The organism is Marinomonas vaga, from assembly GCF_055388305.1.
In genome coordinates this window covers 2,132,501-2,156,113 of record NZ_AP043903.1, presented here as the reverse complement: position 1 = coordinate 2,156,113, position 23,613 = coordinate 2,132,501, and the positions used below count along the sequence as shown (strand labels likewise).

General features: G+C 47.2%; 21 protein-coding genes, 2 rRNA genes and 1 riboswitch (1 of these 24 running past the window's edge). Of the genes, 11 read left to right on the top strand and 12 right to left on the bottom strand.

Annotated features, from left to right (window positions below; translation table 11 throughout):
• Positions 1 to 8: 8 nt before the first annotated feature.
• Genes cobW through cobJ form a run of 3 tightly spaced genes read right to left on the bottom strand, consistent with a single transcriptional unit; the run spans position 9 to position 2,684 of the window.
• On the bottom strand, positions 9 to 1,085 hold the full coding sequence (gene cobW / locus ACZ5DR_RS10155; RefSeq protein ID WP_464543917.1) for a cobalamin biosynthesis protein CobW: 1,077 nt from the start codon (positions 1,083 to 1,085) through the stop codon (positions 9 to 11).
• A gap of 9 nt (positions 1,086 to 1,094) precedes the next feature.
• A complete protein-coding gene (gene cobM, locus ACZ5DR_RS10150; RefSeq protein ID WP_377368960.1) occupies positions 1,095 to 1,874 on the bottom strand; it encodes a precorrin-4 C(11)-methyltransferase in 780 nt (259 codons plus the stop codon).
• 33 nt (positions 1,875 to 1,907) lie between these two features.
• Complete coding sequence (gene cobJ / locus ACZ5DR_RS10145) at positions 1,908 to 2,684, bottom strand: precorrin-3B C(17)-methyltransferase (protein ID WP_377368958.1); 777 nt, start codon at positions 2,682 to 2,684, stop codon at positions 1,908 to 1,910.
• 275 nt (positions 2,685 to 2,959) lie between these two features.
• A riboswitch (FMN riboswitch) is annotated at positions 2,960 to 3,121 on the top strand.
• 97 nt (positions 3,122 to 3,218) lie between these two features.
• Between cobJ and ACZ5DR_RS10140 the strand changes: the two genes are divergently transcribed.
• Positions 3,219 to 3,704, top strand: coding sequence for a 6,7-dimethyl-8-ribityllumazine synthase (locus ACZ5DR_RS10140; RefSeq protein ID WP_377368956.1), 486 nt, complete (start codon positions 3,219 to 3,221; stop codon positions 3,702 to 3,704).
• A 47-nt stretch (positions 3,705 to 3,751) separates the two neighbouring features.
• Here the strand turns inward: ACZ5DR_RS10140 and ACZ5DR_RS10135 are convergent, their stop codons facing one another.
• Positions 3,752 to 4,390: a hypothetical protein gene (locus ACZ5DR_RS10135; RefSeq protein WP_377368954.1), complete on the bottom strand. Its 639-nt coding sequence runs from the start codon at positions 4,388 to 4,390 to the stop codon at positions 3,752 to 3,754.
• Positions 4,391 to 4,483: 93 nt separating this feature from the next.
• Positions 4,484 to 6,655, bottom strand: coding sequence for a malate synthase G (locus ACZ5DR_RS10130; protein WP_377368952.1), 2,172 nt, complete (start codon positions 6,653 to 6,655; stop codon positions 4,484 to 4,486).
• Positions 6,656 to 7,003: 348 nt separating this feature from the next.
• Between ACZ5DR_RS10130 and ACZ5DR_RS10125 the strand changes: the two genes are divergently transcribed.
• Both ACZ5DR_RS10125 and ACZ5DR_RS10120 read left to right on the top strand, forming a co-directional pair.
• On the top strand, positions 7,004 to 8,599 hold the full coding sequence (locus tag ACZ5DR_RS10125; protein WP_377368950.1) for an isocitrate lyase: 1,596 nt from the start codon (positions 7,004 to 7,006) through the stop codon (positions 8,597 to 8,599).
• Between the two features lie 232 nt (positions 8,600 to 8,831).
• Positions 8,832 to 9,377, top strand: a complete 546-nt coding sequence (locus ACZ5DR_RS10120; protein ID WP_377368948.1) for a glutathione peroxidase — start codon at positions 8,832 to 8,834, stop codon at positions 9,375 to 9,377.
• A 62-nt stretch (positions 9,378 to 9,439) separates the two neighbouring features.
• On the opposite strand, the gene ACZ5DR_RS10115 is transcribed toward ACZ5DR_RS10120, so the two are convergent.
• From ACZ5DR_RS10115 to ACZ5DR_RS10105, 3 genes are all read right to left on the bottom strand, one after another.
• The gene (locus tag ACZ5DR_RS10115) at positions 9,440 to 9,835 is read right to left on the bottom strand and encodes an MmcQ/YjbR family DNA-binding protein (protein ID WP_377368946.1); all 396 of its coding nucleotides are present in this window, start codon (positions 9,833 to 9,835) and stop codon (positions 9,440 to 9,442) included.
• A 40-nt stretch (positions 9,836 to 9,875) separates the two neighbouring features.
• On the bottom strand, positions 9,876 to 10,991 hold the full coding sequence (locus ACZ5DR_RS10110; RefSeq protein WP_377368944.1) for an AbrB family transcriptional regulator: 1,116 nt from the start codon (positions 10,989 to 10,991) through the stop codon (positions 9,876 to 9,878).
• Positions 10,992 to 11,152: 161 nt separating this feature from the next.
• Positions 11,153 to 11,767 carry a phosphatase PAP2 family protein gene (locus ACZ5DR_RS10105; RefSeq protein ID WP_377368942.1) on the bottom strand — a complete coding sequence of 205 codons (615 nt, stop codon included), beginning with the start codon at positions 11,765 to 11,767 and terminating at the stop codon, positions 11,153 to 11,155.
• A 168-nt stretch (positions 11,768 to 11,935) separates the two neighbouring features.
• Here ACZ5DR_RS10105 and ACZ5DR_RS10100 point away from each other — a divergent pair, with 168 nt between their 5' ends.
• The 7 genes from ACZ5DR_RS10100 to ACZ5DR_RS10070 all read left to right on the top strand — a co-directional run bounded on the left by ACZ5DR_RS10100 (position 11,936) and on the right by ACZ5DR_RS10070 (position 19,124).
• Positions 11,936 to 13,099: an MFS transporter gene (locus ACZ5DR_RS10100; RefSeq protein WP_377368940.1), complete on the top strand. Its 1,164-nt coding sequence runs from the start codon at positions 11,936 to 11,938 to the stop codon at positions 13,097 to 13,099.
• A 151-nt stretch (positions 13,100 to 13,250) separates the two neighbouring features.
• Positions 13,251 to 13,685 (top strand): MarR family transcriptional regulator, encoded by a 435-nt coding sequence (locus ACZ5DR_RS10095; protein WP_377368938.1) that lies wholly within the window; start codon positions 13,251 to 13,253, stop codon positions 13,683 to 13,685.
• A gap of 3 nt (positions 13,686 to 13,688) precedes the next feature.
• Positions 13,689 to 14,756, top strand: coding sequence for an HlyD family secretion protein (locus ACZ5DR_RS10090; RefSeq protein ID WP_377368937.1), 1,068 nt, complete (start codon positions 13,689 to 13,691; stop codon positions 14,754 to 14,756).
• Positions 14,746 to 15,765, top strand: a complete 1,020-nt coding sequence (locus ACZ5DR_RS10085) for a DUF2955 domain-containing protein (RefSeq protein ID WP_377368935.1) — start codon at positions 14,746 to 14,748, stop codon at positions 15,763 to 15,765. Before ACZ5DR_RS10090 ends, ACZ5DR_RS10085 begins: the two co-directional genes overlap by 11 nt.
• 198 nt (positions 15,766 to 15,963) lie before the next feature.
• A complete protein-coding gene (locus ACZ5DR_RS10080; RefSeq protein WP_377368933.1) occupies positions 15,964 to 16,962 on the top strand; it encodes an ABC transporter substrate-binding protein in 999 nt (332 codons plus the stop codon).
• Between the two features lie 82 nt (positions 16,963 to 17,044).
• The gene (locus tag ACZ5DR_RS10075; RefSeq protein WP_377368931.1) at positions 17,045 to 17,944 is read left to right on the top strand and encodes an ABC transporter permease; all 900 of its coding nucleotides are present in this window, start codon (positions 17,045 to 17,047) and stop codon (positions 17,942 to 17,944) included.
• Positions 17,937 to 19,124, top strand: a complete 1,188-nt coding sequence (locus ACZ5DR_RS10070; RefSeq protein ID WP_377368929.1) for a quaternary amine ABC transporter ATP-binding protein — start codon at positions 17,937 to 17,939, stop codon at positions 19,122 to 19,124. The genes ACZ5DR_RS10075 and ACZ5DR_RS10070 overlap by 8 nt, the downstream gene beginning before the upstream one ends.
• Positions 19,125 to 19,152: 28 nt before the next feature.
• Here the strand turns inward: ACZ5DR_RS10070 and ACZ5DR_RS10065 are convergent, their stop codons facing one another.
• Both ACZ5DR_RS10065 and ACZ5DR_RS10060 read right to left on the bottom strand, forming a co-directional pair.
• On the bottom strand, positions 19,153 to 19,803 hold the full coding sequence (locus ACZ5DR_RS10065; RefSeq protein WP_377368927.1) for a glutathione S-transferase: 651 nt from the start codon (positions 19,801 to 19,803) through the stop codon (positions 19,153 to 19,155).
• A gap of 55 nt (positions 19,804 to 19,858) precedes the next feature.
• The gene (locus ACZ5DR_RS10060; RefSeq protein WP_377368925.1) at positions 19,859 to 20,407 is read right to left on the bottom strand and encodes a DUF2058 domain-containing protein; all 549 of its coding nucleotides are present in this window, start codon (positions 20,405 to 20,407) and stop codon (positions 19,859 to 19,861) included.
• Positions 20,408 to 20,582: 175 nt separating this feature from the next.
• Here ACZ5DR_RS10060 and ACZ5DR_RS10055 point away from each other — a divergent pair, with 175 nt between their 5' ends.
• The gene (locus tag ACZ5DR_RS10055; RefSeq protein WP_377368923.1) at positions 20,583 to 21,452 is read left to right on the top strand and encodes a lipase family protein; all 870 of its coding nucleotides are present in this window, start codon (positions 20,583 to 20,585) and stop codon (positions 21,450 to 21,452) included.
• Between the two features lie 761 nt (positions 21,453 to 22,213).
• On the opposite strand, the gene rrf is transcribed toward ACZ5DR_RS10055, so the two are convergent.
• Together rrf and ACZ5DR_RS10045 are read right to left on the bottom strand one after the other, a co-directional pair.
• Positions 22,214 to 22,328: ribosomal RNA gene (gene rrf / locus ACZ5DR_RS10050) — 5S ribosomal RNA — on the bottom strand.
• 209 nt (positions 22,329 to 22,537) lie between these two features.
• Positions 22,538 to 23,613, bottom strand: a 23S ribosomal RNA gene (locus ACZ5DR_RS10045) (it continues 1,811 nt past the right edge of the window).

Sequence of the window (23,613 nt, the reverse complement as noted above, 5' to 3'; positions counted from 1 at the left end):
GTTACGACTTAAGCTGACAAGGCAGCATGCAAGGTTTCTTCAATCTGTGCCTTGCTGATGCCTTTACCAATAAAGACCAATTGGGTTTGGCGCAACTCTTCTGGCTGCCATAGGCGATCAAAATAGCGATCCAGACGGGTACCGACTACTTGGAAGACTTGACGCATTGGCTTGCCATTCACCGCAGCAAAACCTTTCACCCGGAAGATGTTATTTTGCTCCACGAGATCTTCTAAGGTGTCTTGCAAAATGTCTGCATCCACTTCCCCTAAGGACACCACAAAAGAGTCAAAATGATCGTGGGCATGATCATGCTCTTCCCCGTGGGCGTGATGGTGGTCGTGGTGATTGTGGACATGCTCAATACGTGACTCCGTGGCAGCTTCTAAGCCCAGCAGCACATCCAGGGCGGCTTCACCGTTTTCGATGTAAGCAATCTTAACGCTTGATTCCACTTCACCTTCAATGATGCTTTTCACCCGTGCACGCTGCTCTTCATCCAGTAAGTCGTTTTTACTGACAACCACCAAATCAGCAGCGCTCAATTGGTCATCCAACAGCTCTTGCAAGGATGGATCATGGTCTAAGGACTCATCCGCTAAACGTTGCGCTTGCACCTTGTCTTCGTCATGGGCAAAACGACCTGCCGCGACCGCAGGGCCGTCAACCACGGTAATCACCGCATCCACGGTGCAATGCTCTTTAATACCAGGCCAGTTAAAGGCTTGTACCAAGGGTTTAGGCAGCGCCAAACCACTGGTTTCAATCAAAATATGATCGATGTCACCGCGACGCTCTACCAGTTGTTTCATCACTGGCAAAAACTCTTCTTCTACGGTGCAGCAAATACAGCCATTTGCTAGCTCATAAAAGCCTTCATCGGTTTGAGTCGCCGCCGCGTCCTCTTCACAATCCAGAGGACAAGAGCGTAGCAAATCAGTGTCTATGTCTAACTCACCAAATTCGTTAACAATCACAGCAATGCGTTTGCCTGCGGCTTGTTTTAATACATTCGACAAGAGAGTTGTCTTACCACTGCCCAAAAAGCCAGTGACGACTGTGGTTGGAATCTTATTCAGTTGCATCATGTGTCCTTATACGTCGCCATCGTTTTTGCGATGAATTTTGCGGTAAATATGTGCTTGAGTTTTGTCGTACAGATAAGAGTCAGCAAAGTCCTCCGTATCCAATACATGCCCTACCAAGATCAAGCTGGTGCGGGTGAACTTTTTCGCGCGAACCTTTTCGACAATGTCCTTAAGGGTGCCTGTCACATAATCTTGATCAGGCCAACTGGTGCGGTAACACACTGCCACCGGACAATCTTCTCCATAATGGGGGAGTAGCTCTTCGACAATTTTATGTATACGAGTCACTCCAAGATGAATCGCTAAGGTTGCACCACTTTGAGCCAATGCTGGCAGTCGCTCCCGCTCAGGAAAAGGTGTCTTGCCCTCATAACGGGTCATGATCACGGTTTGCGATACACCTGACAGGGTCAGCTCTTTTTTCAGCATGGCTGCAGAAGCCGCCACCGCACTGACTCCTGGGATCACTTGGTAATCGATATTTAAGGCATCAAGGCGACGCATTTGTTCCCCTGTGGCACCGTACAAAGCAGGGTCACCACATTGTAGACGTGCCACGTCTTTGCCTTCGGCAGCGGCTTTTTCGATCACGGCAGTGGTTTCATCCAAATTCATGGAGGCCGTGTCATAAATGGCTTCTGCAGTGTCTCTCACATCGTCCAAGACTTCCTTTGGGATCAAGGAGCCTGCATAAAGAACAACTGGGCACTTGGCGATGGTCTTAACCGCCTTAACAGTCATTAAGTCTGGATCACCTGGGCCAGCACCAATGAAAAATACCGTCATGATTCAGTTCCTTACTAATCTTGCTGCTTTGAGCTAGAGTTTTTTGGAGTAACCCCGCGGGGTATAAATCCAATGTTTCTCACCATTTACAATATGTCGTGACTCAGAGTTACCAACAGAAACCATGGTGAACATATCCACGTCTTTGGCATCCAACTCTCCCAAGGTCGTGAAGGTAATGTCTTCTTCTGGGCGGGTCAGCTGACGACCAATCATCACCGGGGTCGACGCTGGACGATACTGTAGCAATACGTCTCTTGCATGATTCAGTTGCCAATCACGTTTTCTTGAAACAGGGTTGTAAAAGGAGATCACAAAGTCTCCTGCCCCAGCAGCATGAATACGCTTATCAATGGTTTCCCACGGCGTCAGCAAGTCGCTTAAAGAAACCGTACAAAAGTCATGACCTAACATGGCACCGACACGGCTAGCACCTGCTTGCATGGCAGAAATACCAGGAATAACTTGAATATCCACGTCCAGCCACTCTGGGTGACTTTCCTTGCCTTGTAATTGCTGATCAAGCAACTCAAACACTAAGGTTGCCATGGCGTAAATACCGATATCACCACTGGAAATCAAAGCGGTGGTTTTACCCTGTGCCGCCAGATCCAGTGCCAATCTAGCGCGTCCAATTTCTTCCCCTAAGGGTAGATCATGGAATGTTTTACCTGCGCTCAGTTCTCCTAATAATTCTAGGTAGTATCCATAGGCTACCCAATCACTGCATGCTGCTAATGCCTTGGTCGCATTCGGCGCCACTAGGCCAAGATCCCCTGGCCCCATGCCCATGACAAATAATTTGCTCATATCTTTTGTATACCCAATAAATTTGACCGCATTGTACACTGTCAGTAGGGGTGTCGGCACGAAAAGCACCGTAGTAAAGGTGAAGGATATTCAGGCGCAACCAAGCTCAGGTCAGGTTTATGACAAATAAGCTCATGCTTAGGCAGTAATCGAAGCAACTGCAACGGCGGAATTAGAAAGGTATTTGTTCGTTTTTATGCAAGTTTTTGCGCACTTTGCCTTTGACACTTGTAGCCGTTAGACACTAAAGTAGCAAAGTCGTTAACAAGTAACGACTTCGTTCTCGGGGCGGGGTGAAATTCCCCACCGGCGGTAACGAGTTTTACACTCGAAGCCCGCGAGCGCTTTCTCTGCTATTAAATGATAGAAAAGAAAGGTCAGCAGATCTGGTGAGACTCCAGAGCCGACGGTCATAGTCCGGATGATAGAGGACGGCGTAGACAAGATACATAGATACACTCTTTGAACCATTCAAAGCGGTTTGGCTTGCCTCCCGTTCGCCCTGATTCAGCATTTTTTGTGGAAGATACATATATGAATCAGAGCTCAACGAATACTCAAACATTTGATCCTTCAACTAAGCGCGTGGCGTTTATTCACGCCTCTTGGCACAGTGACATCGTGTTGCAATGCTGGGAAGGATTCAAAGAAATCATGATTGCCCGAGGCTTCAGTGAAGACAACTTAGAACTGATCGCAGTACCAGGCGCCTACGAGATCCCACTGCAAGCAAAATTACTTGCTAAATCAGGCCAGTATGCAGCCATTGCTGCCAGCGGCCTAGTGGTAGATGGCGGCATTTACCGTCACGATTTTGTGGCTCAAGCCGTATGTAATGGCCTTATGCAAGTTCAATTAGAAACGGAAGTGCCTGTTTTGACAGCAGTACTGACCCCACACAACTTCCATGAGCACGACGAGCACTCTAGCTATTTCAAGCGTCACTTTGTGAAGAAAGGTCAAGAGCTAGCCGAAGCAGCCAGCCGTACGATTTTGCTCACTGAAGTAGCAAAGTCTTAAACAAGTGATATAAAAAACGGCAGCCTAGGCTGCCGTTTTTATTGGATCTACCAGACCCAACTCAACCCTGCCGCGACACCACTGCCCAAGAACCAAGAGTCAAAATCATCAGTGAGCATGTTCTCGTAATAGTAGTAAGCATATAGCCCAAGATTTGGCAGAACTCGCACATCCACGCCCGCGTCAAATCCCAGCTCCATGAGTACATCTTTACTCCAGTCAAACGACAGCAATTTAGGACGTACATCCAATCCCGCGTACCAAGTAGTTTTCTCCATCACAGGAAAGTAAAACGCCGCACGGGCGCTCATTCCTGTTCGGTCATACCCCTCGGTTTTAGTTTGACTCAAACCAAACGTCACATCTGCGCCAATAGGCTCATCATCATTACCCTGAACACTAAATCCTCGTATTCCGAGGGTCCTAATGGTGGTTTCATGATTACCCAGTGACCGCCCAGAAAGGGTTTGCCTGTCATCCAGCGTAGTGCTTTCAAAATACAAACCACCGAATCCGGAGCGTGCGTCTTCCGGTTGAATCCCTAACCCCAACCCAAACTGCGATATACCAGCACCACCAGATGCTTCAAACAATACCGCAGTTCCGTTGCTTTCTACTTGCCTTGTGGCCGCTTGTGCGGGCATGACAAGCACACTTATCCCTAATAATAAAAACGCTTTCTTCATCGCCATCAATCCTAATGAAATGAGCGGAACAATATACACTAAGTCGCCTTATGATCCATACTCCGCCCATTGCAAACCGAATCGAATGACAACCTAGTGCGTTTGTTTAAACGCTAAACGGTGGGCATGAAGTAGTGGCTCGGTATAGCCGTTAGGTTGCTCCTTACCTTTAAACACCAGATCACAGGCCGCTTGAAATGCGATGCCGTCAAAGCTAGGAGACATGGCGTGGTAAGCCGGATCATGGGCGTTTTGCTGATCCACTACGGCCGCCATACGTTTTAACGACGCCATCACTTGTTCTGGGCTGCAAATGCCATGCTCTAGCCAGTTCGCCATATGTTGAGACGAAATACGAAGGGTCGCGCGGTCTTCCATTAAGCCGATATTGTTAATATCAGGTACTTTCGAACAGCCTACCCCTTGATCAATCCAGCGCACCACATAGCCCAATATGCCTTGAGCATTATTATCCAGCTCAAATTGGATTTGCTCGTCCGATAAGGTGGTTGGATCGTCCAGCAATGGAATGGTTAAAAGATCCTCAAGACTTGCTCGCTCACGTTGTGCAAGCAAAGCCTGTCGTGCTTTGACATCCACCGTATGATAGTGGGTCGCATGGAGGATGGCGCCATTGGGTGAAGGCACCCATGCGGTGCTCGCTCCCGCCATAGGATGGCCTATTTTTTGCTCTAACATAGCAGCCATTTCATCCGGCATTGCCCACATTCCTTTACCGATTTGAGCCTTCCCTGGCAAACCGCATTCGATCCCCACATCCACATTCCACTCTTCATAGGCCTTGATCCAAGCTTCTTGCTTCATGGCAGTTTTAGGAACAAATGGCCCGGCCAACATAGAAGTATGTATCTCGTCACCGGTTCGATCCAAGAAGCCAGTATTGATAAACACCACCCGCTCTTGGGCTTGGCGAATGCATTCTTTTAAGTTCACCGTCGTACGGCGCTCTTCGTCCATGATGCCCACTTTAATGGTATTTTTAGCCAGGCCTAGGGCCTGCTCAATTCGCTCAAACAACTCCACCGTAAAAGCGACTTCCTCTGGCCCATGCATCTTAGGTTTTACGATGTTAACACTGCCTACACGACTGTTTTTACGCTGAGTGTTCCCCTGTAAATCATGCATGGCGGCTAACACAGTGATCATGCCATCCATAATACCTTCAGGGACTTCATTTCCTTTCGAGTCAAGAATGGCGGGGTTGGTCATTAAGTGCCCCACATTACGAATAAATAATAAGCTGCGCCCATGAAGTGCAAAACCCTTACCTAACTTGTCCAAGTATTCTCGATCCGGGTTCATGGCACGGGTGACCCGCTTAGCGCCTTTATCAAAGGTTTCTTCTAGAGTCCCCCGCATCAAACCTAGCCAGTTGCGATACACTTCTACCTTATCTTCTGCATCCACGGCCGCGATGGAATCTTCACAATCCATAATGGTCGAGACAGCAGCTTCTACCAAAATATCTTGCACCCCCGCCTGATCGTGTTGACCGATAAAACCTGCTGCATCGATTTGGACTTCAAGATGCAACTCGTTATTTTTCAACAGAACCGCCGTGGGAGACTCAGGAGAGCCTTGGTAGCCGACACACTTTTCCGTGTTTTGCAGCTGCACCACATCGCCGTTCTTCATGGTAACGGCTAACTCACCATCAACGATCTGGTATTTCAGCGCTTGGGCATGTGAACCAGCGACTAACGGGGCAGCCTGATCAAGCAGTTGCCGACCAAACGCAATCACTCGCTGCCCACGCACAGGGTTGTAACCACCGGAGCGCTCTGCCCCTTCGTCTTCAGCAATGGCATCCGTGCCATATAAGGCATCGTATAAGCTGCCCCAACGGGCATTCACTGCATTTAGGGCAAAACGGGCATTCTTAACTGGCACCACCAGTTGTGGCCCTGCTTGCAGCGCGATTTCAGCATCTACATTTTTAGTACTGACTTTAAAGTCGTCCCCTTCTGGTAGCAGATAGCCAATCTCTGTTAAAAAGTGCTTATAGGCCTCCATGTCATGGGACTTCCCGAATGTAGCCCTATGGTAGTCATCCACTTGTTGTTGAATGTCATCACGCTTCTTAAGTAAAGCCACATTGATTGGCCCCAGATCTTCAACAATCTCCTCAAAGCTCTGCCAAAACGCAACAGGGTCCACCCCTGTTCCCGGCGCAATATGTTCATTTACGAGATCGAATAAGTTTTCAGCGATCTGAAGACCGCCCTGCTGGACGCGATTTGTCATGGCTTTTTCCTCACAAACACTGGCTTCCGGTTAAATGACCAGTTTAGTTATTTTAAAAATTCGCTAACAAATTCATTCACACAATGAATGACACATTAAATAAAAACCAATATAGGAATAATGAAACAGGCTTACAGAACTGTAATTTTGTTACAAAACCACAAATATTGAGCTAATAGACTCACTATGACCGTAAAATCGCCACAAATCACATTCACAAAAGATATTATTACTATAATAAATATAGATTAGACGAATCATCTATGTGAGCCCATGCTGAGGATGTGTTCAAAAATCAAACGCTGGACTGAACAGCAAAGCCCGCTACATCATTACGAGGAAACAGCAATGTCTCATTACAAAAAAGATATCGACGCCACTGCTACCCTAATCGCAAAACATGGCGCCCCATGGGAAGCCATTAATCCCGAGTTCGCTGCTCGAATGCGTGCCCAAAACCGCTTTCAAACAGGACTCGACATTGCTCGTTACACGGCAAAAATTATGCGTGCCGACATGGATCGTTACGACCAAGACCCGTCTCAATACACCCAATCCCTAGGGTGCTGGCACGGCTTTATCGGTCAGCAAAAAATGATTTCCATTAAGAAACACTTCAATTCCACAGACCGCCGCTACTTGTACCTATCAGGTTGGATGGTCGCAGCGCTACGCTCTGAATTCGGCCCTTTGCCAGACCAATCAATGCATGAGAAAACCTCCGTGGCTTCACTTATTGAAGAGCTTTACACCTTTCTAAAACAAGCAGATGCTCGAGAGCTGGGCGGCCTTTTCCGCGAGTTAGATCAAGCCACTAACGCTGGAGATCAAGTCAAAGCGGCCGCCATTCAAAAGCAAATTGATGAGCACCAAACACACATAGTGCCGATCATTGCTGACATTGATGCAGGCTTTGGTAACGAAGAGGCGACTTACCTCCTAGCGAAGAAGATGATCGAAGCAGGGGCTTGCTGTATTCAGATTGAGAACCAAGTATCCGATGAAAAGCAATGTGGTCACCAAGACGGCAAAGTGACGGTCCCCCACGAAGACTTCCTAGCGAAAATCCGCGCTGTCCGTTATGCCTTCCTTGAACTAGGTGTTGAAGACGGCGTCATCGTAGCTCGTACGGACTCCCTGGGCGCAGGCTTGACGAAACAAATCGCTGTATCTCAAACTCCAGGAGATCTTGGGGCACAGTACAACGCCTTCTTAGATGTCGAAAATGTCGACCTGGCTAACGCCAGTGAAAGCGATGTACTTATGGTACGAGATGGCCAATTGGTGCGACCAAAACGCCTACCCAGTAACTTATTCCAATTCAAAAAGGGCTCTGGTGAAGATCGTGTGGTATTGGATTGCATCACGTCTCTGCAAAACGGTGCAGACTTGCTTTGGATCGAAACAGAGAAGCCTCACGTTGGCCAAATCAAAGGTATGGTGGATCGCATCCGTGAAGCAGTACCTAATGCCAAATTGGTGTACAACAACTCCCCTTCTTTCAACTGGACTTTGAACTTCCGTCAACAGGTATTCGATGCTTGGGAAGCAGAGGGTCGCAATGTATCAGCCTACGATCGGGCGCAACTCATGAGTGTGGAATACGATAACAGCGAACTCGCCAAAGAAGCGGACAACCGCATCCGTAGCTTCCAAGCCGATGCGGCCCGTGAAGCAGGCATCTTCCATCACCTGATCACACTGCCTACTTACCATACTGCTGCCTTGTCTACCGACAATTTGGCCAAAGAATACTTTGGCTCTGAAGGTATGTTGGGTTACGTGAAAAATGTCCAGCGCCAAGAGATTCGCCAAAAAATCGCCTGTGTGAAACACCAAAACATGGCAGGTTCTGACATGGGTGACGACCATAAAGAATACTTCTCTGGCGAGGCGGCACTGAAGGCTTCCGGTCATGACAACACCATGAACCAGTTCGCATAATCGCAAACGTTTTACCTGCGGATAGCTGATAACTCCACAAGAGTTGGCTAATTCCCCCCGCACTAGGCTGCTCCGGCAGCCTTTTTTTATATTTGACGAAATATATATCAAAGGTACACTGAATATCTTGTTGTCACGCTTTGGTCATAGTTTGTGCGCCAAAATGTTAGCGAAGGTTAGACAAACAGCCCCTATGACAATAATGCTCATTAAACATGATAGAGGTACTAAGATGACGGACATATACGACATCCCAGTCAAAGATATCGAAGGGAAAGAGATGAACCTCGAACCGTTTTGCGACAAGGTATTGCTGATCGTAAACGTGGCCTCAAAATGCGGTCTTACCCCTCAGTATGAAGGCCTGCAAGCCCTGTACGAGCAAACAAAAGATCTTGGGTTTGAGATATTAGCCTTCCCAGCCAACGACTTCGCTGGACAAGAACCGGGCACAGAAGAGGAAATCAAATCTTTCTGCTCTACAGAGTATAATGTGACCTTCCCAATGTTCAGCAAAATCCAAGTCACCGGTGAAGACAAGCACCCACTTTATCAGTACCTCATCGAGCAAGCGCCTACGGCCGTCAACCGCGCAGAGATGGAAGAAAACTTACGGGGTTACAACATCGAACCTACTCAAGAGCCGGAAGTGGTTTGGAATTTTGAAAAGTTTATTGTGAGTCGTTCTGGCCAGATTATTGGTCGATTCGCTCCCAATACACCACTGGACGACACTAATTTGGTGAGTGCCGTCCGAGTAGCATTAGCCAACGGTTAATCTAAGAGCACGACGTTAAAAAGCACGGTACTTCCCCTTAGTGCCGTGCTCTTTAATTCGCTCTATTCCTCTAACACCCCATAAATCAGCTGCTTGCCATAGGCAACTTCTAAGTGTGTTCGCTTAGCCTTAGTTAATCCCTTTACCACCAAAGCATAAGAATGATCCACCATTCGAAAAAGCTCCCCCTTAGGTAAGGAGCCATCCAATACAACCGTATTCCAGTGCTGTTTATTCATATGGTAACCAGGCACCACACAATCAAAGATGCTACGCAGTTCCTGAGCATGAAATGGATCACATTTTAAGTTCACCCGAGCTGTGCCTTCTTTGGTAGTAAACAGGGCGAACATCTTACCCTGTACCTTCATAACCAAAGTAATGTCATCAAATGGATAATCTTCCTGTGCTTCAGGCTTATTCTTCATGTATTGAACTAAAGTCTCTCGAATACTCATGAACAGATCTCAGCTTTACAGAAAAGGTTTAAGGATGAATTTATGTATTATTACCCTGCATGCTTTTCGACAGCCATTGGGCCAGTAGAGGCCCAAGCACCATCACCAATAAGAATCGGCTAATCTGCATGGTCATAACAAAACCCGTATCAACCGGGATATTCGTGGCAATAATCGCGACAGAGTCGGCACCCCCCGGACTGGTACCAAGGAAAGCTGACAAAAAATCTATGTCGATCCAAGCCACTAACACCAGCGCCACAATAACATTTACCACAAGCATAAAAGCGATGGACAGGACAATGTACGGAAAGACATGCAAAGCATGACGCACCACCGCAGGAGTGAAACGAAAGCCAATCGCCCAACCTAACAAGGCAAACCCTGAGGCCAAAAACCATTCGGGCAAAACAAAATCAATCCATCCCAAAGCACTGGCTACAAATCCCAGCCCCAAAGGAACAAGAAGAAAGCTGCCGGAGATTTTAACAAACACTGCCACCGCGAACGCCATCACGATGAAAACAAGTGTCTCTCCAAACCCGAACCAAGAAGACACCGTCCACCAATCCACCTGATACGCTGCCACGTCCCCATCGGCTAACAAGCCCGCCGTCACCATAGCCGCCAAAGCACAAAAAGCCACACGGGTATATTGCATCACAGCCACCAAGCGCATATCAGCACCATACCCTTCACTCATGATGGTCATCACCCCAGCCGCTCCGGGTGAAGCCCCCCATATAGCCGTGGTACCAGGCAGTAAGCCGGACTTAGCCATAGCTACCCCTGCTATTCCTGAGGCCACTAAGGTGGATAAGGTTCCAAACAAAAATACCGGCCAATCACTGGCAAAGTCATTAAAGGTGGACAAAGGTAAATGGGCTGCCATCATGATCCCAATGGTGCACTGAGAAAGTCTAAAGGGCACCTTTGGCAGGGACATATCGTGCCCCGTAATGACCATCAGGATGGCGGCGATCATGGGCCCTAGCAGCAAGGCTGCAGGGGCATGAAAGTATTCTAAAAAAGTGACAATTCCCCCTGACACCAATAAAAGATAACACCAATGTAAGGGGCGGTTACGCCGGTGGGGGGATACAACAGGAGAAGCTTTGTTAGGTGATGCGGGGGAAGATCCGTTTGGTTGCGACACTTTAATAGGAGCCCTTATGCCTGATCTAGTGATCTAGAAATACCTCTTAAATACTATCACGCAGGCCATAGGGAATTTCATAAATAAAGAGACTTCCCGATAACAACTAAGCTCACGAAAGTACTAACAATAAAGCGGGCAATGAGCGCCATAGACACACGTTAGAGCTTGAAGCCTTGCATCACCAGACTGATCCATAGCCAACCCAAAAGCCAACCTGCTAACACATCTGTGGGCCAATGCACCCCCAATACGATACGACTTATCCCCACTAAAATGCTACTCAGCAAGGCAAAAACCACTAACACAAATCGCAATGCCTTGTTGGATGTGCCGCTACTGCACACGAGCGCCGCTCCGACAAAGCAAACCATCGACATCATGGCATGACCGGACGGAAAGCTCGGTGTATAAGTATGAATCAGAGACTCGACCAAGTCGGGGCGGGGGCGCACAAACAGGTATTTGGCTCCCATACTGAACACAATGCCGCCTAGCGCCATGATAGCAAGAGCCGAAGATTGTCTAAGCTTCTTTGCGACTATCAGAGCTGTACAGACACCCAAAACTCCAAACACAAGTATCCAATTACTGCCTAAAGCGGTCACATCCCGAGCGGTAATCGCAAACCAGCGAGGGCCGATTAATTGAGTGGTTTGTGAATCCCGTAGCCAAAGCAGACCCATACGATCAAAGCCAGTTAAAGGCCCAAGAGCAATCACTGTAACCCCGGCCAGCAATAAGGTAACCCACAGCATTCCTTTCTTTGATAGCAAAGCTTTCTCCTACTCATTATTGGTAATATTGAGTAAATATACCGAGTTCCATTGTGTTAGTGGCGGTTTGCGCGTACTTTCCTCGTTTTTTAATGGATCGCCTGAATTTGCCAAAAGCGAATCGAGGGCACCCTACTTCCTACCGCAGACCAATTTAAAGGAATGACTATGCTTTCATATAAATGGGGGATCTTCGCCCTCGCCCTTGGCGCATTCGGAATAGGCACCACCGAGTTTTTTCCAATGGGGCTTTTACCGACCATTGCTGAAGGCGTAAATGTATCGATTCCCACTGCGGGCCTTTTGATTAGTGCTTATGCGGTGGGTGTGATGGTTGGCGCACCACTGATTACCCTATTTATGACTCGCTTTAGCCATAAGTTCTCCCTGATTGCTTTAATGGCTGTTTTCTTCGTGGGTAACTTGTTTTCAAGCATGGCGACGGATTATTCCGTATTACTGATTTCCCGGGTGGTTACCAGCTTATCTCACGGTGCCTTTTTTGGTATCGGTGCTGTAGTGGCCATCACACTCGCCCCCCAAGGTAAAAAAGGCTCTGCGGTTGCGTCTATGTTTTTAGGCTTAACCATTGCGAACATTATTGGTGTTCCTGTCGTGACTTGGTTAGGTAATGCCATTCATTGGCGTGTGGCCTTTGCGGCCACTTCCGCTCTAGGTCTTGTGGCTATGATAGGCTTGATGCGCACCTTGCCAGTGATGGAAAAACCAAACCGCCCTAATGTTCGACAAGAACTGGCTGCCATCCTTCAACCTGCGGCATTGCGCACCTTCTTAACCACCGTTTTGTGTGCTGGTTCCATGTTTACCTTATACACCTACATCACCCCTATTTTGCATACCTTGGCGGGTATCAACGATGCCACCATTGCTTACTTGCTGATGATTGCAGGGATTGGCTTCACCATAGGTAACTTTGTCAGCGGCAAGCTAGCAGACAAATCCCCTGATCTGTCCTTGGTGGTCGCTCTAGTCTCTCAGATTACGGTATTACTAGCGTTTAGCTTTGTAGTGGCAGACACAACTACTGCAGTGCTGGCGGTATTTTTATGGGGTAGCGTGATCTTCATGATTGGGCCACCGTTGCAAATGAAAGTTATGACGATTGCGGATAAGGCACCAGGTCTTGCATCGTCTATTAACATTGGCGCATTTAACTTGGGGAACGCCTTAGGTGCCGTACTGGGCGGCGCAGTGATTACGGTTGGCTTAGGCTATGCTTGGATTCCCGCTTCCGCTGCGCTGCTATCCGCTGCTGCATTAGTGCTATTGGGAATTAACCGTAAGCTTACACCATCAGTTTCTGCAGACTAATCTAATCTCATCTTAAAAGGGGCCTATGGTCCCTTTTTTTCACACGTACAAAGAATTTCACAAACACTTAGGACTTACGCCTTAGGATATTGCCTAGCATGCTATGCTTTATTTAACATACATAGCATGCTAACTAAATATGGAATCTGGTATGGAAAACTCTCTTGGGTGGAACCTCAGTCGCGCAGCGTTAAGTTGGCGCCATGCGGTTGACACTTATATGGCTGACCTAGGTCTGACCCAATCCAAATGGATCGCCATGTTGCACTTAAATCGCAAAGGCGAAGGACTCACCCAAAGTGAGCTGGCTGCCGACATCGGCATTGAGCAACCTTCCTTGATTCGTACTTTGAATAACTTGCAAGCCGCCGGGCTCATTGAACGCAGAGAGTCTCCTAAAGATGCCCGCTGCAAAACACTTTGGTTCACAGAAGAGGGCCACCGCAAGCTTAATCAAATGGAACAGATAGCCTCCCAAGGACGAGAAGAATTGCTAAAAGGCCTCAGCCCAGAACAACGGGAACAGTTAAGCCATGCACTTCTTATCATCATTGATAATGCCCATTTACTCATTAACAAAGACTAGATCATGACACCTGATAAACATTTTAACCGCTGGATGAAACGAGCCCTTGCGCTGTTCGTCGTTATCTTTATCTACATTGTGGTGACGGATGTCACCATTCCTATGACCAGCTATGCAACGGTCCAACGCCCTGTTATTAGCATTGCCCCCCAAGTTTCAGGGGAAGTCATCAAGGTAGCGGTACACAATAACCAAACGGTAAAACAAGGGGACCTACTGTTTGCCATTAATCCTCAGGATTACCAGTTAGCCGTACAGAAAGCCGAACTAGAACTGAGAAAAGCCTATCAGTCTCAAGCCACTCTCCATGCAAATATCGCAGAAGCAGATGCCAACATTGCTGCTTCCAAGTTTGAGCTGGCGGAAGCAGAAAGGGAACTAAACCGCCTTAAATCCCTACAAAACAAAAATATGGTCAGTGAGCAATCCGTAGACCAAGCCCAGACGCAAATGAAAGCGGCTCGAGCAAACCTCAAAGCCGCTCAGGCGAAAAAGAGCGCGATCCAAATTGCCCTTGGAGAGGATGACCAAAACAACTTGGATATCCATACGGCTCAAAATAATTTAAACGATGCTAAATTAGACTTGGAACGCACTCGGATCAGAGCCCCTATGGATGGTGTTGTCTCAAACTTACAACTGATGCAAGGCATGCTGGCGCAAAGCAACCAAGCCCTTTTGTCATTGGTAGTCAGTGGTAAAGATCGCATTACCGCAGACTTCCGCGAAAAGAGTATTGCTAATGTCCAACCGGGTACCCGTGCACTCATGGTCTTTGATGCCCTGCCGGGCCAAGTATTTGAAGGGCAGTTATCAAGCCGTGACTTCGGTATTGCTCAAGGTCAAACCTTAGCCAATGGTGTGCTTGCCACACCTGATGATAGCGACCGTTGGGTCCGAGATGCACAACGCATTCGTACTTACATTCAACAAAATGATGACACCTTGCCCGATACCTTAATCAGCGGCTCCAAAGCAACCATTATGCTAATGCGTAGTGATTCATCAATTTTACAAGCTATTGGGGCGCTCCAAATGCATATCGTAAGCGCATTGCATTATGTTTATTGAGATGACAGCCAACGAAAAGCGACGCCTATTACGCATCGCTTTTGGCACCACTGCGGGCTTCATTGTATGTAAGTTGATGGACTGGCCCTATGGGGTATTCTTTACCGTCTACCCCATGCTATTGCTGGGTATGATCCCTATTTTTAACCGTCTATTAGCCATAGAGTTCATTGCAGGGGTATTTATAAATGCAGTAGAAATGTGGCTATTAGAAACTTTGTTTACGCCCTACCCGATCGCCATGTGGATCGCTGTATTGTTTATCTTTGCAATGCATTTCCGATTTATGCTGACGACCCCTTACTACTTAATGTGGGCGTCTGGTTTGGTCACGCTTTCGACGATGCTCAACTTCGGCAGTTACGATGGCGCAAATTTGAATGACATGTTCATGGCCGCCACACTGGCCACTTCTCTCTCCGTTGCCTGTGCCTATGTGCTCTATTGGCTTTTACCTGACGTGGAACCTTTCAAAGGCGGACCTAGACCACCAGCACCTAGCGCAGCTCAAATTAACCACAGGACTCTATTGTGCGCTCTACTAGCCACGTTATCCTTCACGGTATTTCAGCTATTTGACCTCAAAGACTCCCTGTCAGCCCAAGTGGCCACCATATTGATACTCTTTCCCATGACCTATCAAGGCAGTGTCGCAAGCGCTAAGAATCGCGCCAAAGGTGTTGCCTATGGTTGTGCTCTTGCCTTAGTGGTGCAGGTGCTCTTGTACTCACTGATCGGGCATTTTTTACTCGTGGCATTAGCGCTGTTTATCACTGTAATGATTACCGCCTACTTCCATGTGGCTGAGCGTGTTGGATCTGGTGTTGGCTTTGGTGCCTTGACCACCATTGGTATACTTTTTGGCCAATACATGACGCCTCACTCGGATATTCTTTATAGCACTCTATATCGATTTTCATCAGTGATTATTGCTATGCTTTTGGTATTAATGTGCGCCTATCTGATCGACAATTTTCTGAACAGATTCCCTGCCACACGCAACGATTAACCCCTCTTGCCCCAAGCTATTTACAGTTGGCTTGGGGTGTTAAGCCCTTCTTTTTTGCCTCATTTTTCTACAGCTTGTAATGCTTAATTTTGAACTATTTATCATTATAAGTTTGATAACTAATTGTTAGATGTGTAAATATAATAGTTATAACGAATAAAAACTTTGTATTTATAACACTTCACAAAGGAACGAATAATGATTAAGAAGTCTCTGCTATTAGGGGCATCAGCCCTAGTTGCCACCTCCTCATTTGCTGCCGATTGCGGCAAAGTCACCATTGCAGATATGAATTGGAATTCCGCCACACTCATGGCCAATGTTGACCGCTTTATCCTAGAACATGGCTTTGACTGTGATGCAGAAGTCGTGCCTGGTGATACCATGCCAACAGGGACATCCATGGTAGAAAAAGGCCAGCCTGATATCGCTCCTGAGCTTTGGACAAACTCAATGAAAGCCGCTTTAGACCGTGGTGTAGAAGAAGGCCGTCTAAAAATCGCTGTTAAATCCTTGTCAGATGGTGGCGAAGAAGGCTTTTGGGTCCCTGAGTACATGGTTGAAGAATACCCAGAGCTGGCCACTATTGAAGGTGTCCGCCAACACGCAGATGAATTCACTCACCCAGAAGATCCTTCCAAATCCGCGTTTTATGGCTGTCCTGCAGGCTGGAACTGTCAGATTACAGCTCAAAACCTATTTAATGCACTTGAGCTAGAGAAGGATGGTTTTGAGCTGGTTGATCCTGGTTCCGGTGCAGGCCTTTCAGGTGCCATTGCTCGAGCCTATGAACGCCAAGAACCTTGGTTCGGCTACTACTGGGCTCCTACGGCTGTCCTAGGAAAATACAAAATGGTGAAAGTAGACTTCGGTTCTGGGGTAGACGAACAACACTATCTTGACTGTATCTCAGTAGATACCTGTCTGGAACCACAGGTTACCATGTACCCGCCTTCCCCTGTGTACACAGTCACCACGGCAGAGTTCGCAACACGCGCACCTGAAGCTTATGACTATTTAGAAAAGCGTGCATTCACCAACGATCAGATGAACAGCTTGCTAGCATGGATGGAAGAAAACCAAGCGGACGGTGCTTACGCTGCGGAGAACTTCATGTTTGAACATGAGGACATTTGGAGTGAATGGGTCAGTGCAGACGTAAAAGAAAAACTAGTAACGGCTCTAGACGACTTATAATTCCTAACCATTTCGAGCATAACAAAAGGGAGGTCCTCTCCTCCCTTTTAACTATCTTCCGCGATACAACGAGTACAAAACTATGGCTGATTCTTCCTGGTTAACTGAATTTCCAGATATGAGTCGTCGTGAATTATTGACGATTCGAAAAACCCTAGACGGTCTTTATCGAGACTTTTCCCGCGAATATGGCGACACCATCGAGTCCTTATTTGATCCCCTACTGCAATTTTTAATCTGGTTTGAAGATCTCCTTATCAGCACCCCTTGGTGGTTAGTTTTAGGGGTTATTATTGCCGTTGTGTATGGCGCAACACGCTCATGGAAACTCAGTACTGGCGTCCTCGTATCCATGCTATTGATCGGCTACTTCGGCATGTGGGAAGACACCATGCGCACCTTGAGTATCATTACCGTGTGTACGCTGTTGTCGATCATATTAGGAATCCCTATCGGCATACTCATGTCCCGATCTGATAAAGCCCAATCTGTTATGACACCGTTACTGGATATCATGCAAACCATGCCAGCCTTTGTGTATCTGATCCCTGTCGTGATGTTACTGGGTATTGGTAAAATTCCAGGTGTTATTGCTGTCGTAATTTACGCTATTCCACCCGTGATTCGATTAACAAACCTAGGTATCCGCTTGGTCAGTAGAGAGACCCTTGAAGCGGCAACAGCCTATGGTGCCACGCCTACCCAGCGACTGTTCGGTGTGCAATTGCCTCTCGCAATGCCTACCATCATGGCAGGCATTAACCAAACCATTATGATGGCTTTAGCCATGGTCGTCATCGCTTCCATGATCGGTGTAAAAGGCCTTGGCCAGCCCGTATTAAAGTCCATAACCAACCAATATTTCACTTTAGGTTTATTAAATGGCCTAGCCATCGTAGCCCTAGCGATTATGTTTGACCGTGTTTCTCAAAGTTACGCCAAACGCTCACAAAGACATTTAGAAGGACGAGATCATGGCTAATTCTGATACCAACACTTTGATCGAAATCGAAGGCCTATATCAAATCTTCGGCCCCACCCCTGAAAAGGTCCTGCCAAAGGTAAAAGCAGGAGCAAGCAAAGAAGAAGTACTCGCAGACACGGGCCACACCGTGGGACTACAAGATATTAATATGACCATAGGTCGTGGTGAAATCTTCGTTATCATGGGGTTGTCTGGGTCGGGAAAGTCCACCTTAATCCGTCACTTCAATCGATTGATCGACCCCACAGCGGGCAAGATTAAAGTCAATGATGACGATATTATGCAGCTTCCCATGAAAGAGCTAACCGAGTTTCGTCGCCATAAAATGTCCATGGTTTTCCAGCATTTTGGGTTATTCCCCCATCGCACTGTTGTCGAAAACGTGGGCTATGGTCTGTCTGTTAAAGGCGTAAAAAAACCAGAATGGGAAGGTAAAGCCAAAGACTGGCTAGAGACCGTTGGCCTGTCAGGATATGAAGATCAATACCCATCCCAGCTATCAGGTGGTCAACAACAACGAGTAGGCTTAGCTCGAGCCTTATGTACCGATGCAGAAATTCTACTCATGGATGAAGCCTTTTCGGCACTGGATCCTTTAATCCGCTACGAGATGCAAACCCAGCTCATAGAGTTACAAGAGAATCTGCATAAGACCATTATCTTTATCACCCATGACCTGGATGAAGCTTTACGTTTAGGCGATAGAATTGCCGTTTTAAAAGATGGCAAACTGGTACAAGTCGGCAAGCCTGTAGACATTGTGTTAAACCCAGCAGACGACTATGTGAAAGCTTTCGCCAAAGATGTGAACCGAGCTCGCGCCCTGCTCGTCAGAAACATCATGAACCCAGAAGCGCCTGTCGTTAACGAAAATAATCCGGAGCAATTAAAAGAGATATTAGAGCGTACGGGCTTTGCCTATCGCCAAACGGATGACAAGGTTGAGTACGTATCAAAATCATGGATAGAGGGTGATAGCGTGACCTGGGATACATTACCTTGGTCGCAAGTAAAAAGCTTGAAGCGCAATGCTTTGCTACAAGACGTCCTTCCCGATATGCTGACCACAGTAGAACCTCTACCAGTGTTGGACAGCAAACAACAAATATGTGGTTTTTTAACTAATGAGAAGCTCGCCAGTATCTTATCAGTGCGGGCTGAAGAAAACGTCGCTTAAACAAAAACGCCTCCTAGGGAGGCGTTTTTTATGGGAAATAGGTAGGCTCTTGATCCGATTGCCAAGCTGGGTATTTTTTCATGATACGTTGAAATAATTCCCCCTCTAGCAAGCCATTTAGCCATCGTCGCAATGCGGGGTAATGACTCTGTTCAAACCACTTCGAGTCGACTCCAGCAAACTGGCGTATAAACGGAAACACAGCGATATCCGCCAACGACAAAGTGTCTCCTCGCAAATATGCCTGATGGGAGAGACGAGATTCTATCCGCTTCAGAAAACGCTCTCCCTTTTCGCGATAAAAAGTTTCAGTGTGCTCAGGGTGGCGGTCCGCATATTTATAGCGGTCTAGCCAAGGTTTAAAGCAATCATCGTTGAAACGAATCCAAGCCATTATATTGGCTTGCAGCTTGCCATCATTTGGCCAGAGACAATTGATGACTTCTTTATCCTCGGCCCGCTCTAATGCCCAAAAGATAATATCTAAGCTTTCAGGATAACGCTGACCGTCATCTAGTAATTGTGGCACGGTCGAGCGCCCACCAAGCTCTAGGAGTTCCGCTGGTTTATTTTTGAGTACCACCTCACGTAATTGCACAGGAACGTCCAAGTATGCAATGGCATAACGGGCTCTCATAGCATAAGGGCAACGGCGGAAACTGTATAAGATAGAAGACAAAAATTTCCCCTAATTAATGAATAACGCGCAACACTGAGGACATTGAGATTTTTATTTACCACATGAGGTCATCGGGGATCTGAAACTCAGCATATGGGTCATCTTCATCGGATTCAGTGTCTTGCTTCACGTTATGAACCAAAATCATCTCCGGGGCTTTTTCGCTAATCTTTTCCGCCACACCATGGGGAATGATCTCGTATTGGCCCTCTAATTTAGCAATTGCCAGACGACCTTCAGAAAGATCCTTATGTAGTGTCTCTGAGATATACAGCTTCTTCACTAATTTCTCGTCGGTGAAGTTATAGGCAATATCCCCTTCTCCTTTTGACACTCGATTTTGCAAGATAAATTGACGGATTTGCCCCAAAACAGCTTTATGTTCAATCTCTTGCTGGCGAGCAAGATTTAACGCCTTATCACGGGCAATTTTCTCTTCTTTTTGTTGCTTCAACTCTGCTTGGCGAGCCAACTCTGCACTGTTGTCTAATTGGCCTTTTTTCATCTTCTGCTTTGTTTGAAGCTTCTCAGCCTTAATCTTCTTGGCTTTTTTCTTATCAACAATACCTGCTCCCATAAGCTGTTCTTGCAGGGACTTCGCCATATCAAACCTCTATCTGTACACGATACGTAAAAACAATAATACAAAATCTACTATAGCGCTTATGATAACGAATCTATGGATATTAATCCTAATTTCAAAGAACATATCCTGATACAAGAGTCGCTTTTCGCCACACAGGCGTGAGATAACATTCCCAATACTTAACAGCAACACTATGCATCACGCACGATTTATAATATTCCTGACCATTACGCTATTTTATTCAATCCAAAGTTACGGGAGCACAGACTTCGCCCTGATCCAACAGCAAGGACAACTTGCAAACGATACCTATCTTCCCCCTACAGAGTTAGAAGCGGCTCTCAAGCTACAGGAGCAGGTTTTAATTCATCAAAATATCATGCCTGGATCCAATGTTAGTTACTTTCTAAGCCGATCTCAGGGTGCTCAAACACTCTCTATCCGAGGCACCGCCAACCTAGAGAACGCTTTAGTAGACCTTAACTTATCATTGCGCGATAACAAGACACTGAACATCAAACTCCACCAAGGCTTTGCCTCGGCTGCTGTAGCCGTCTATAACGATGTACAGCCCTTTCTTGACCTAAATGAACCCATTTACATTACTGGGCATAGTTTAGGTGGGGCGATCGCCGTCATCCTAGGCATGTACTTATCTTTGGAAGATGCTCAAATCAGCCAAATAGTGACCTTCGGACAACCTAAAGTAACCAACGTGACCGGAGCCAATGCATTTAGCCAATTGCCGCTAATCAGAGTAGTTAACCAAAGCGATATCGTGCCTTTAGTCCCTCCCATCAGCCCAATGCAAATCAAAGATCTAGACATCTTCTGGCATATGGGAAGTGAGATCATTCTCAATGGGAGTAACGAATTCTCTATCACAAGTGGTATCAAAAGCGCCCTACGTGCCACCAAGTTCACCACATCTATCCCAAATCAGGCGAACCTTATCGCCCATAAAATGGATACCTACCTCACCCACATCAGCCAGTTACGCAAAGGGGCTGTTGAAGTACCTTATAAAATGGGCATTGACCTATTTGGAGTCTCTATCGATTAACAAGCAAACCTCACTGTTTGCTAAACAAGGTTAAAGGGCACTGCTAGTAACACCTAGCACACACCGATACCCCATCCTAACCTTCCCCTTTTCAAGGGGTAGGCTAGGATAGTGATCGGACTCGTAGGGGTCGGATCCCTATACTATTAGGGATTACCTGAAACTGATCTACGTAAAGGGATCTGACCCCTTTATAGAAGCGGACTCACGCACTGAGGTCTCAGGTTCCTTCCTCTTTTCAAGGGGAAGGCTAGGATGGGGATCGGACTAGTAGGGGTCGGATCCCAATACTATTAGGGATTACTTGAAACTAATGTACGTAAAGGGATCTGACCCCTTTATAGAAGCGTACTCACGCACTGAGGTCTCATGCCCCTTCTCCATTTTAACGGGAAGGCTAGGATGGGGGTCGGGCTCATAGGGGTCAGATCCCAATACTATTAGGGATTGCCAGAAACTGATCTACGTAAAGGGATCTGACCCCTTTATAGAAGCGGACTCACGCACTGAGGTCTCATGTTCCTTCCCCTTTTTAAGGGGAAGGCTAGGATGGGGTTAATCTGCCTCGTCATTAATGTAAACGACCTACAATGATCTGACGCTGCGCGTCATCCCCTGCGGGCATCCTTCGGATGTCTGTCACTGGCTCCTACGGAGCATGGTGTCATCACATGGATCCATTGTAGTGGACAGACAGGTGACGTGATTCAAAACGAAAAAACCCCGCCCTGCTTCGCAGGACGGGGTTCTTTTCATTTGAAGCTTGACGACGACCTACTCTCACATGGGATCTCCCACACTACCATCGGCGATGGCGCTTTTCACTTCTGAGTTCGGGATGGGATCAGGTGGTTCAACGCCTCTATGATCGTCAAGCAAACTGGTATGCGTTTTACCGCAAATTCGTTAACTTGAGTCTTCAACAATTAGACTTTTTTGAAACAGTCGATAACCAAGTCATCAAACCGGTACCTCCAAGGATGGAGGCAATACTGATAATTGTCTGGAACAATTTCAGTACTATCGTAAATTCTTTGTAGTTCACTCTGTTTTCTTCAGAGCTAGCAAAACCACTTTGGTGTTATATGGTCAAGCCTCACGAGCAATTAGTATTGGTTAGCTCAACGCCTCACAACGCTTACACACCCAACCTATCAACGTCCTAGTCTCGAACGGCTCTTTAGGGTACTTAAAGTACCAGTGAGATCTTATCTTGAGGGAGGCTTCCCGCTTAGATGCTTTCAGCGGTTATCCCGTCCGAACGTAGCTACCCGGCAATGCCACTGGCGTGACAACCGGAACACCAGAGGTTCGTCCACTCCGGTCCTCTCGTACTAGGAGCAGCTCCTCTCAAATCTCAAACGTCCACGGCAGATAGGGACCGAACTGTCTCACGACGTTCTAAACCCAGCTCGCGTACCACTTTAAATGGCGAACAGCCATACCCTTGGGACCGGCTTCAGCCCCAGGATGTGATGAGCCGACATCGAGGTGCCAAACACCGCCGTCGATGTGAACTCTTGGGCGGTATCAGCCTGTTATCCCCGGAGTACCTTTTATCCGTTGAGCGATGGCCCTTCCATACAGAACCACCGGATCACTAAGACCTACTTTCGTACCTGCTCGACGTGTCTGTCTCGCAGTTAAGCGCGCTTTTGCCTTTACACTCTATGCATGATTTCCGACCATGCTGAGCGCACCTTCGTGCTCCTCCGTTACTCTTTGGGAGGAGACCGCCCCAGTCAAACTACCCACCACACAGTGTCCTCGATCCGGATAACGGATCTGAGTTAGAACCTCAAACATACCAGGGTGGTATTTCAAGATTGGCTCCATGCAAACTGGCGTCTGCACTTCAAAGCCTCCCACCTATCCTACACAAGTAGGTTCAAAGTTCACTGTGAAGCTATAGTAAAGGTTCACGGGGTCTTTCCGTCTAGCCGCGGATACACAGCATCTTCACTGCGATTTCAATTTCACTGAGTCTCGGGTGGAGACAGTGTGGCCATCGTTACGCCATTCGTGCAGGTCGGAACTTACCCGACAAGGAATTTCGCTACCTTAGGACCGTTATAGTTACGGCCGCCGTTTACTTGGGCTTCGATCAAGAGCTTCGCTTACGCTAACCCCATCAATTAACCTTCAAGCACCGGGCAGGCGT

Coding starts and splice junctions, on each gene's coding strand:
- ACZ5DR_RS10090 (WP_377368937.1), top strand. CDS start 13,689: ATGACACCTGATAAACATTTTAACCGCTGGATGAAACGAGCCCTTGCG.
- ACZ5DR_RS10080 (WP_377368933.1), top strand. CDS start 15,964: ATGATTAAGAAGTCTCTGCTATTAGGGGCATCAGCCCTAGTTGCCACC.
- ACZ5DR_RS10135 (WP_377368954.1), bottom strand. CDS start 4,390: ATGAAGAAAGCGTTTTTATTATTAGGGATAAGTGTGCTTGTCATGCCC.
- cobJ (WP_377368958.1), bottom strand. CDS start 2,684: ATGAGCAAATTATTTGTCATGGGCATGGGGCCAGGGGATCTTGGCCTA.
- cobW (WP_464543917.1), bottom strand. CDS start 1,085: ATGCAACTGAATAAGATTCCAACCACAGTCGTCACTGGCTTTTTGGGC.
- ACZ5DR_RS10060 (WP_377368925.1), bottom strand. CDS start 20,407: ATGGCGAAGTCCCTGCAAGAACAGCTTATGGGAGCAGGTATTGTTGAT.
- ACZ5DR_RS10120 (WP_377368948.1), top strand. CDS start 8,832: ATGACGGACATATACGACATCCCAGTCAAAGATATCGAAGGGAAAGAG.
- ACZ5DR_RS10085 (WP_377368935.1), top strand. CDS start 14,746: ATGTTTATTGAGATGACAGCCAACGAAAAGCGACGCCTATTACGCATC.
- ACZ5DR_RS10095 (WP_377368938.1), top strand. CDS start 13,251: ATGGAAAACTCTCTTGGGTGGAACCTCAGTCGCGCAGCGTTAAGTTGG.
- ACZ5DR_RS10055 (WP_377368923.1), top strand. CDS start 20,583: ATGCATCACGCACGATTTATAATATTCCTGACCATTACGCTATTTTAT.
- ACZ5DR_RS10100 (WP_377368940.1), top strand. CDS start 11,936: ATGCTTTCATATAAATGGGGGATCTTCGCCCTCGCCCTTGGCGCATTC.
- ACZ5DR_RS10125 (WP_377368950.1), top strand. CDS start 7,004: ATGTCTCATTACAAAAAAGATATCGACGCCACTGCTACCCTAATCGCA.
- ACZ5DR_RS10115 (WP_377368946.1), bottom strand. CDS start 9,835: ATGAGTATTCGAGAGACTTTAGTTCAATACATGAAGAATAAGCCTGAA.
- ACZ5DR_RS10130 (WP_377368952.1), bottom strand. CDS start 6,655: ATGACAAATCGCGTCCAGCAGGGCGGTCTTCAGATCGCTGAAAACTTA.
- ACZ5DR_RS10075 (WP_377368931.1), top strand. CDS start 17,045: ATGGCTGATTCTTCCTGGTTAACTGAATTTCCAGATATGAGTCGTCGT.
- cobM (WP_377368960.1), bottom strand. CDS start 1,874: ATGACGGTATTTTTCATTGGTGCTGGCCCAGGTGATCCAGACTTAATG.
- ACZ5DR_RS10070 (WP_377368929.1), top strand. CDS start 17,937: ATGGCTAATTCTGATACCAACACTTTGATCGAAATCGAAGGCCTATAT.
- ACZ5DR_RS10140 (WP_377368956.1), top strand. CDS start 3,219: ATGAATCAGAGCTCAACGAATACTCAAACATTTGATCCTTCAACTAAG.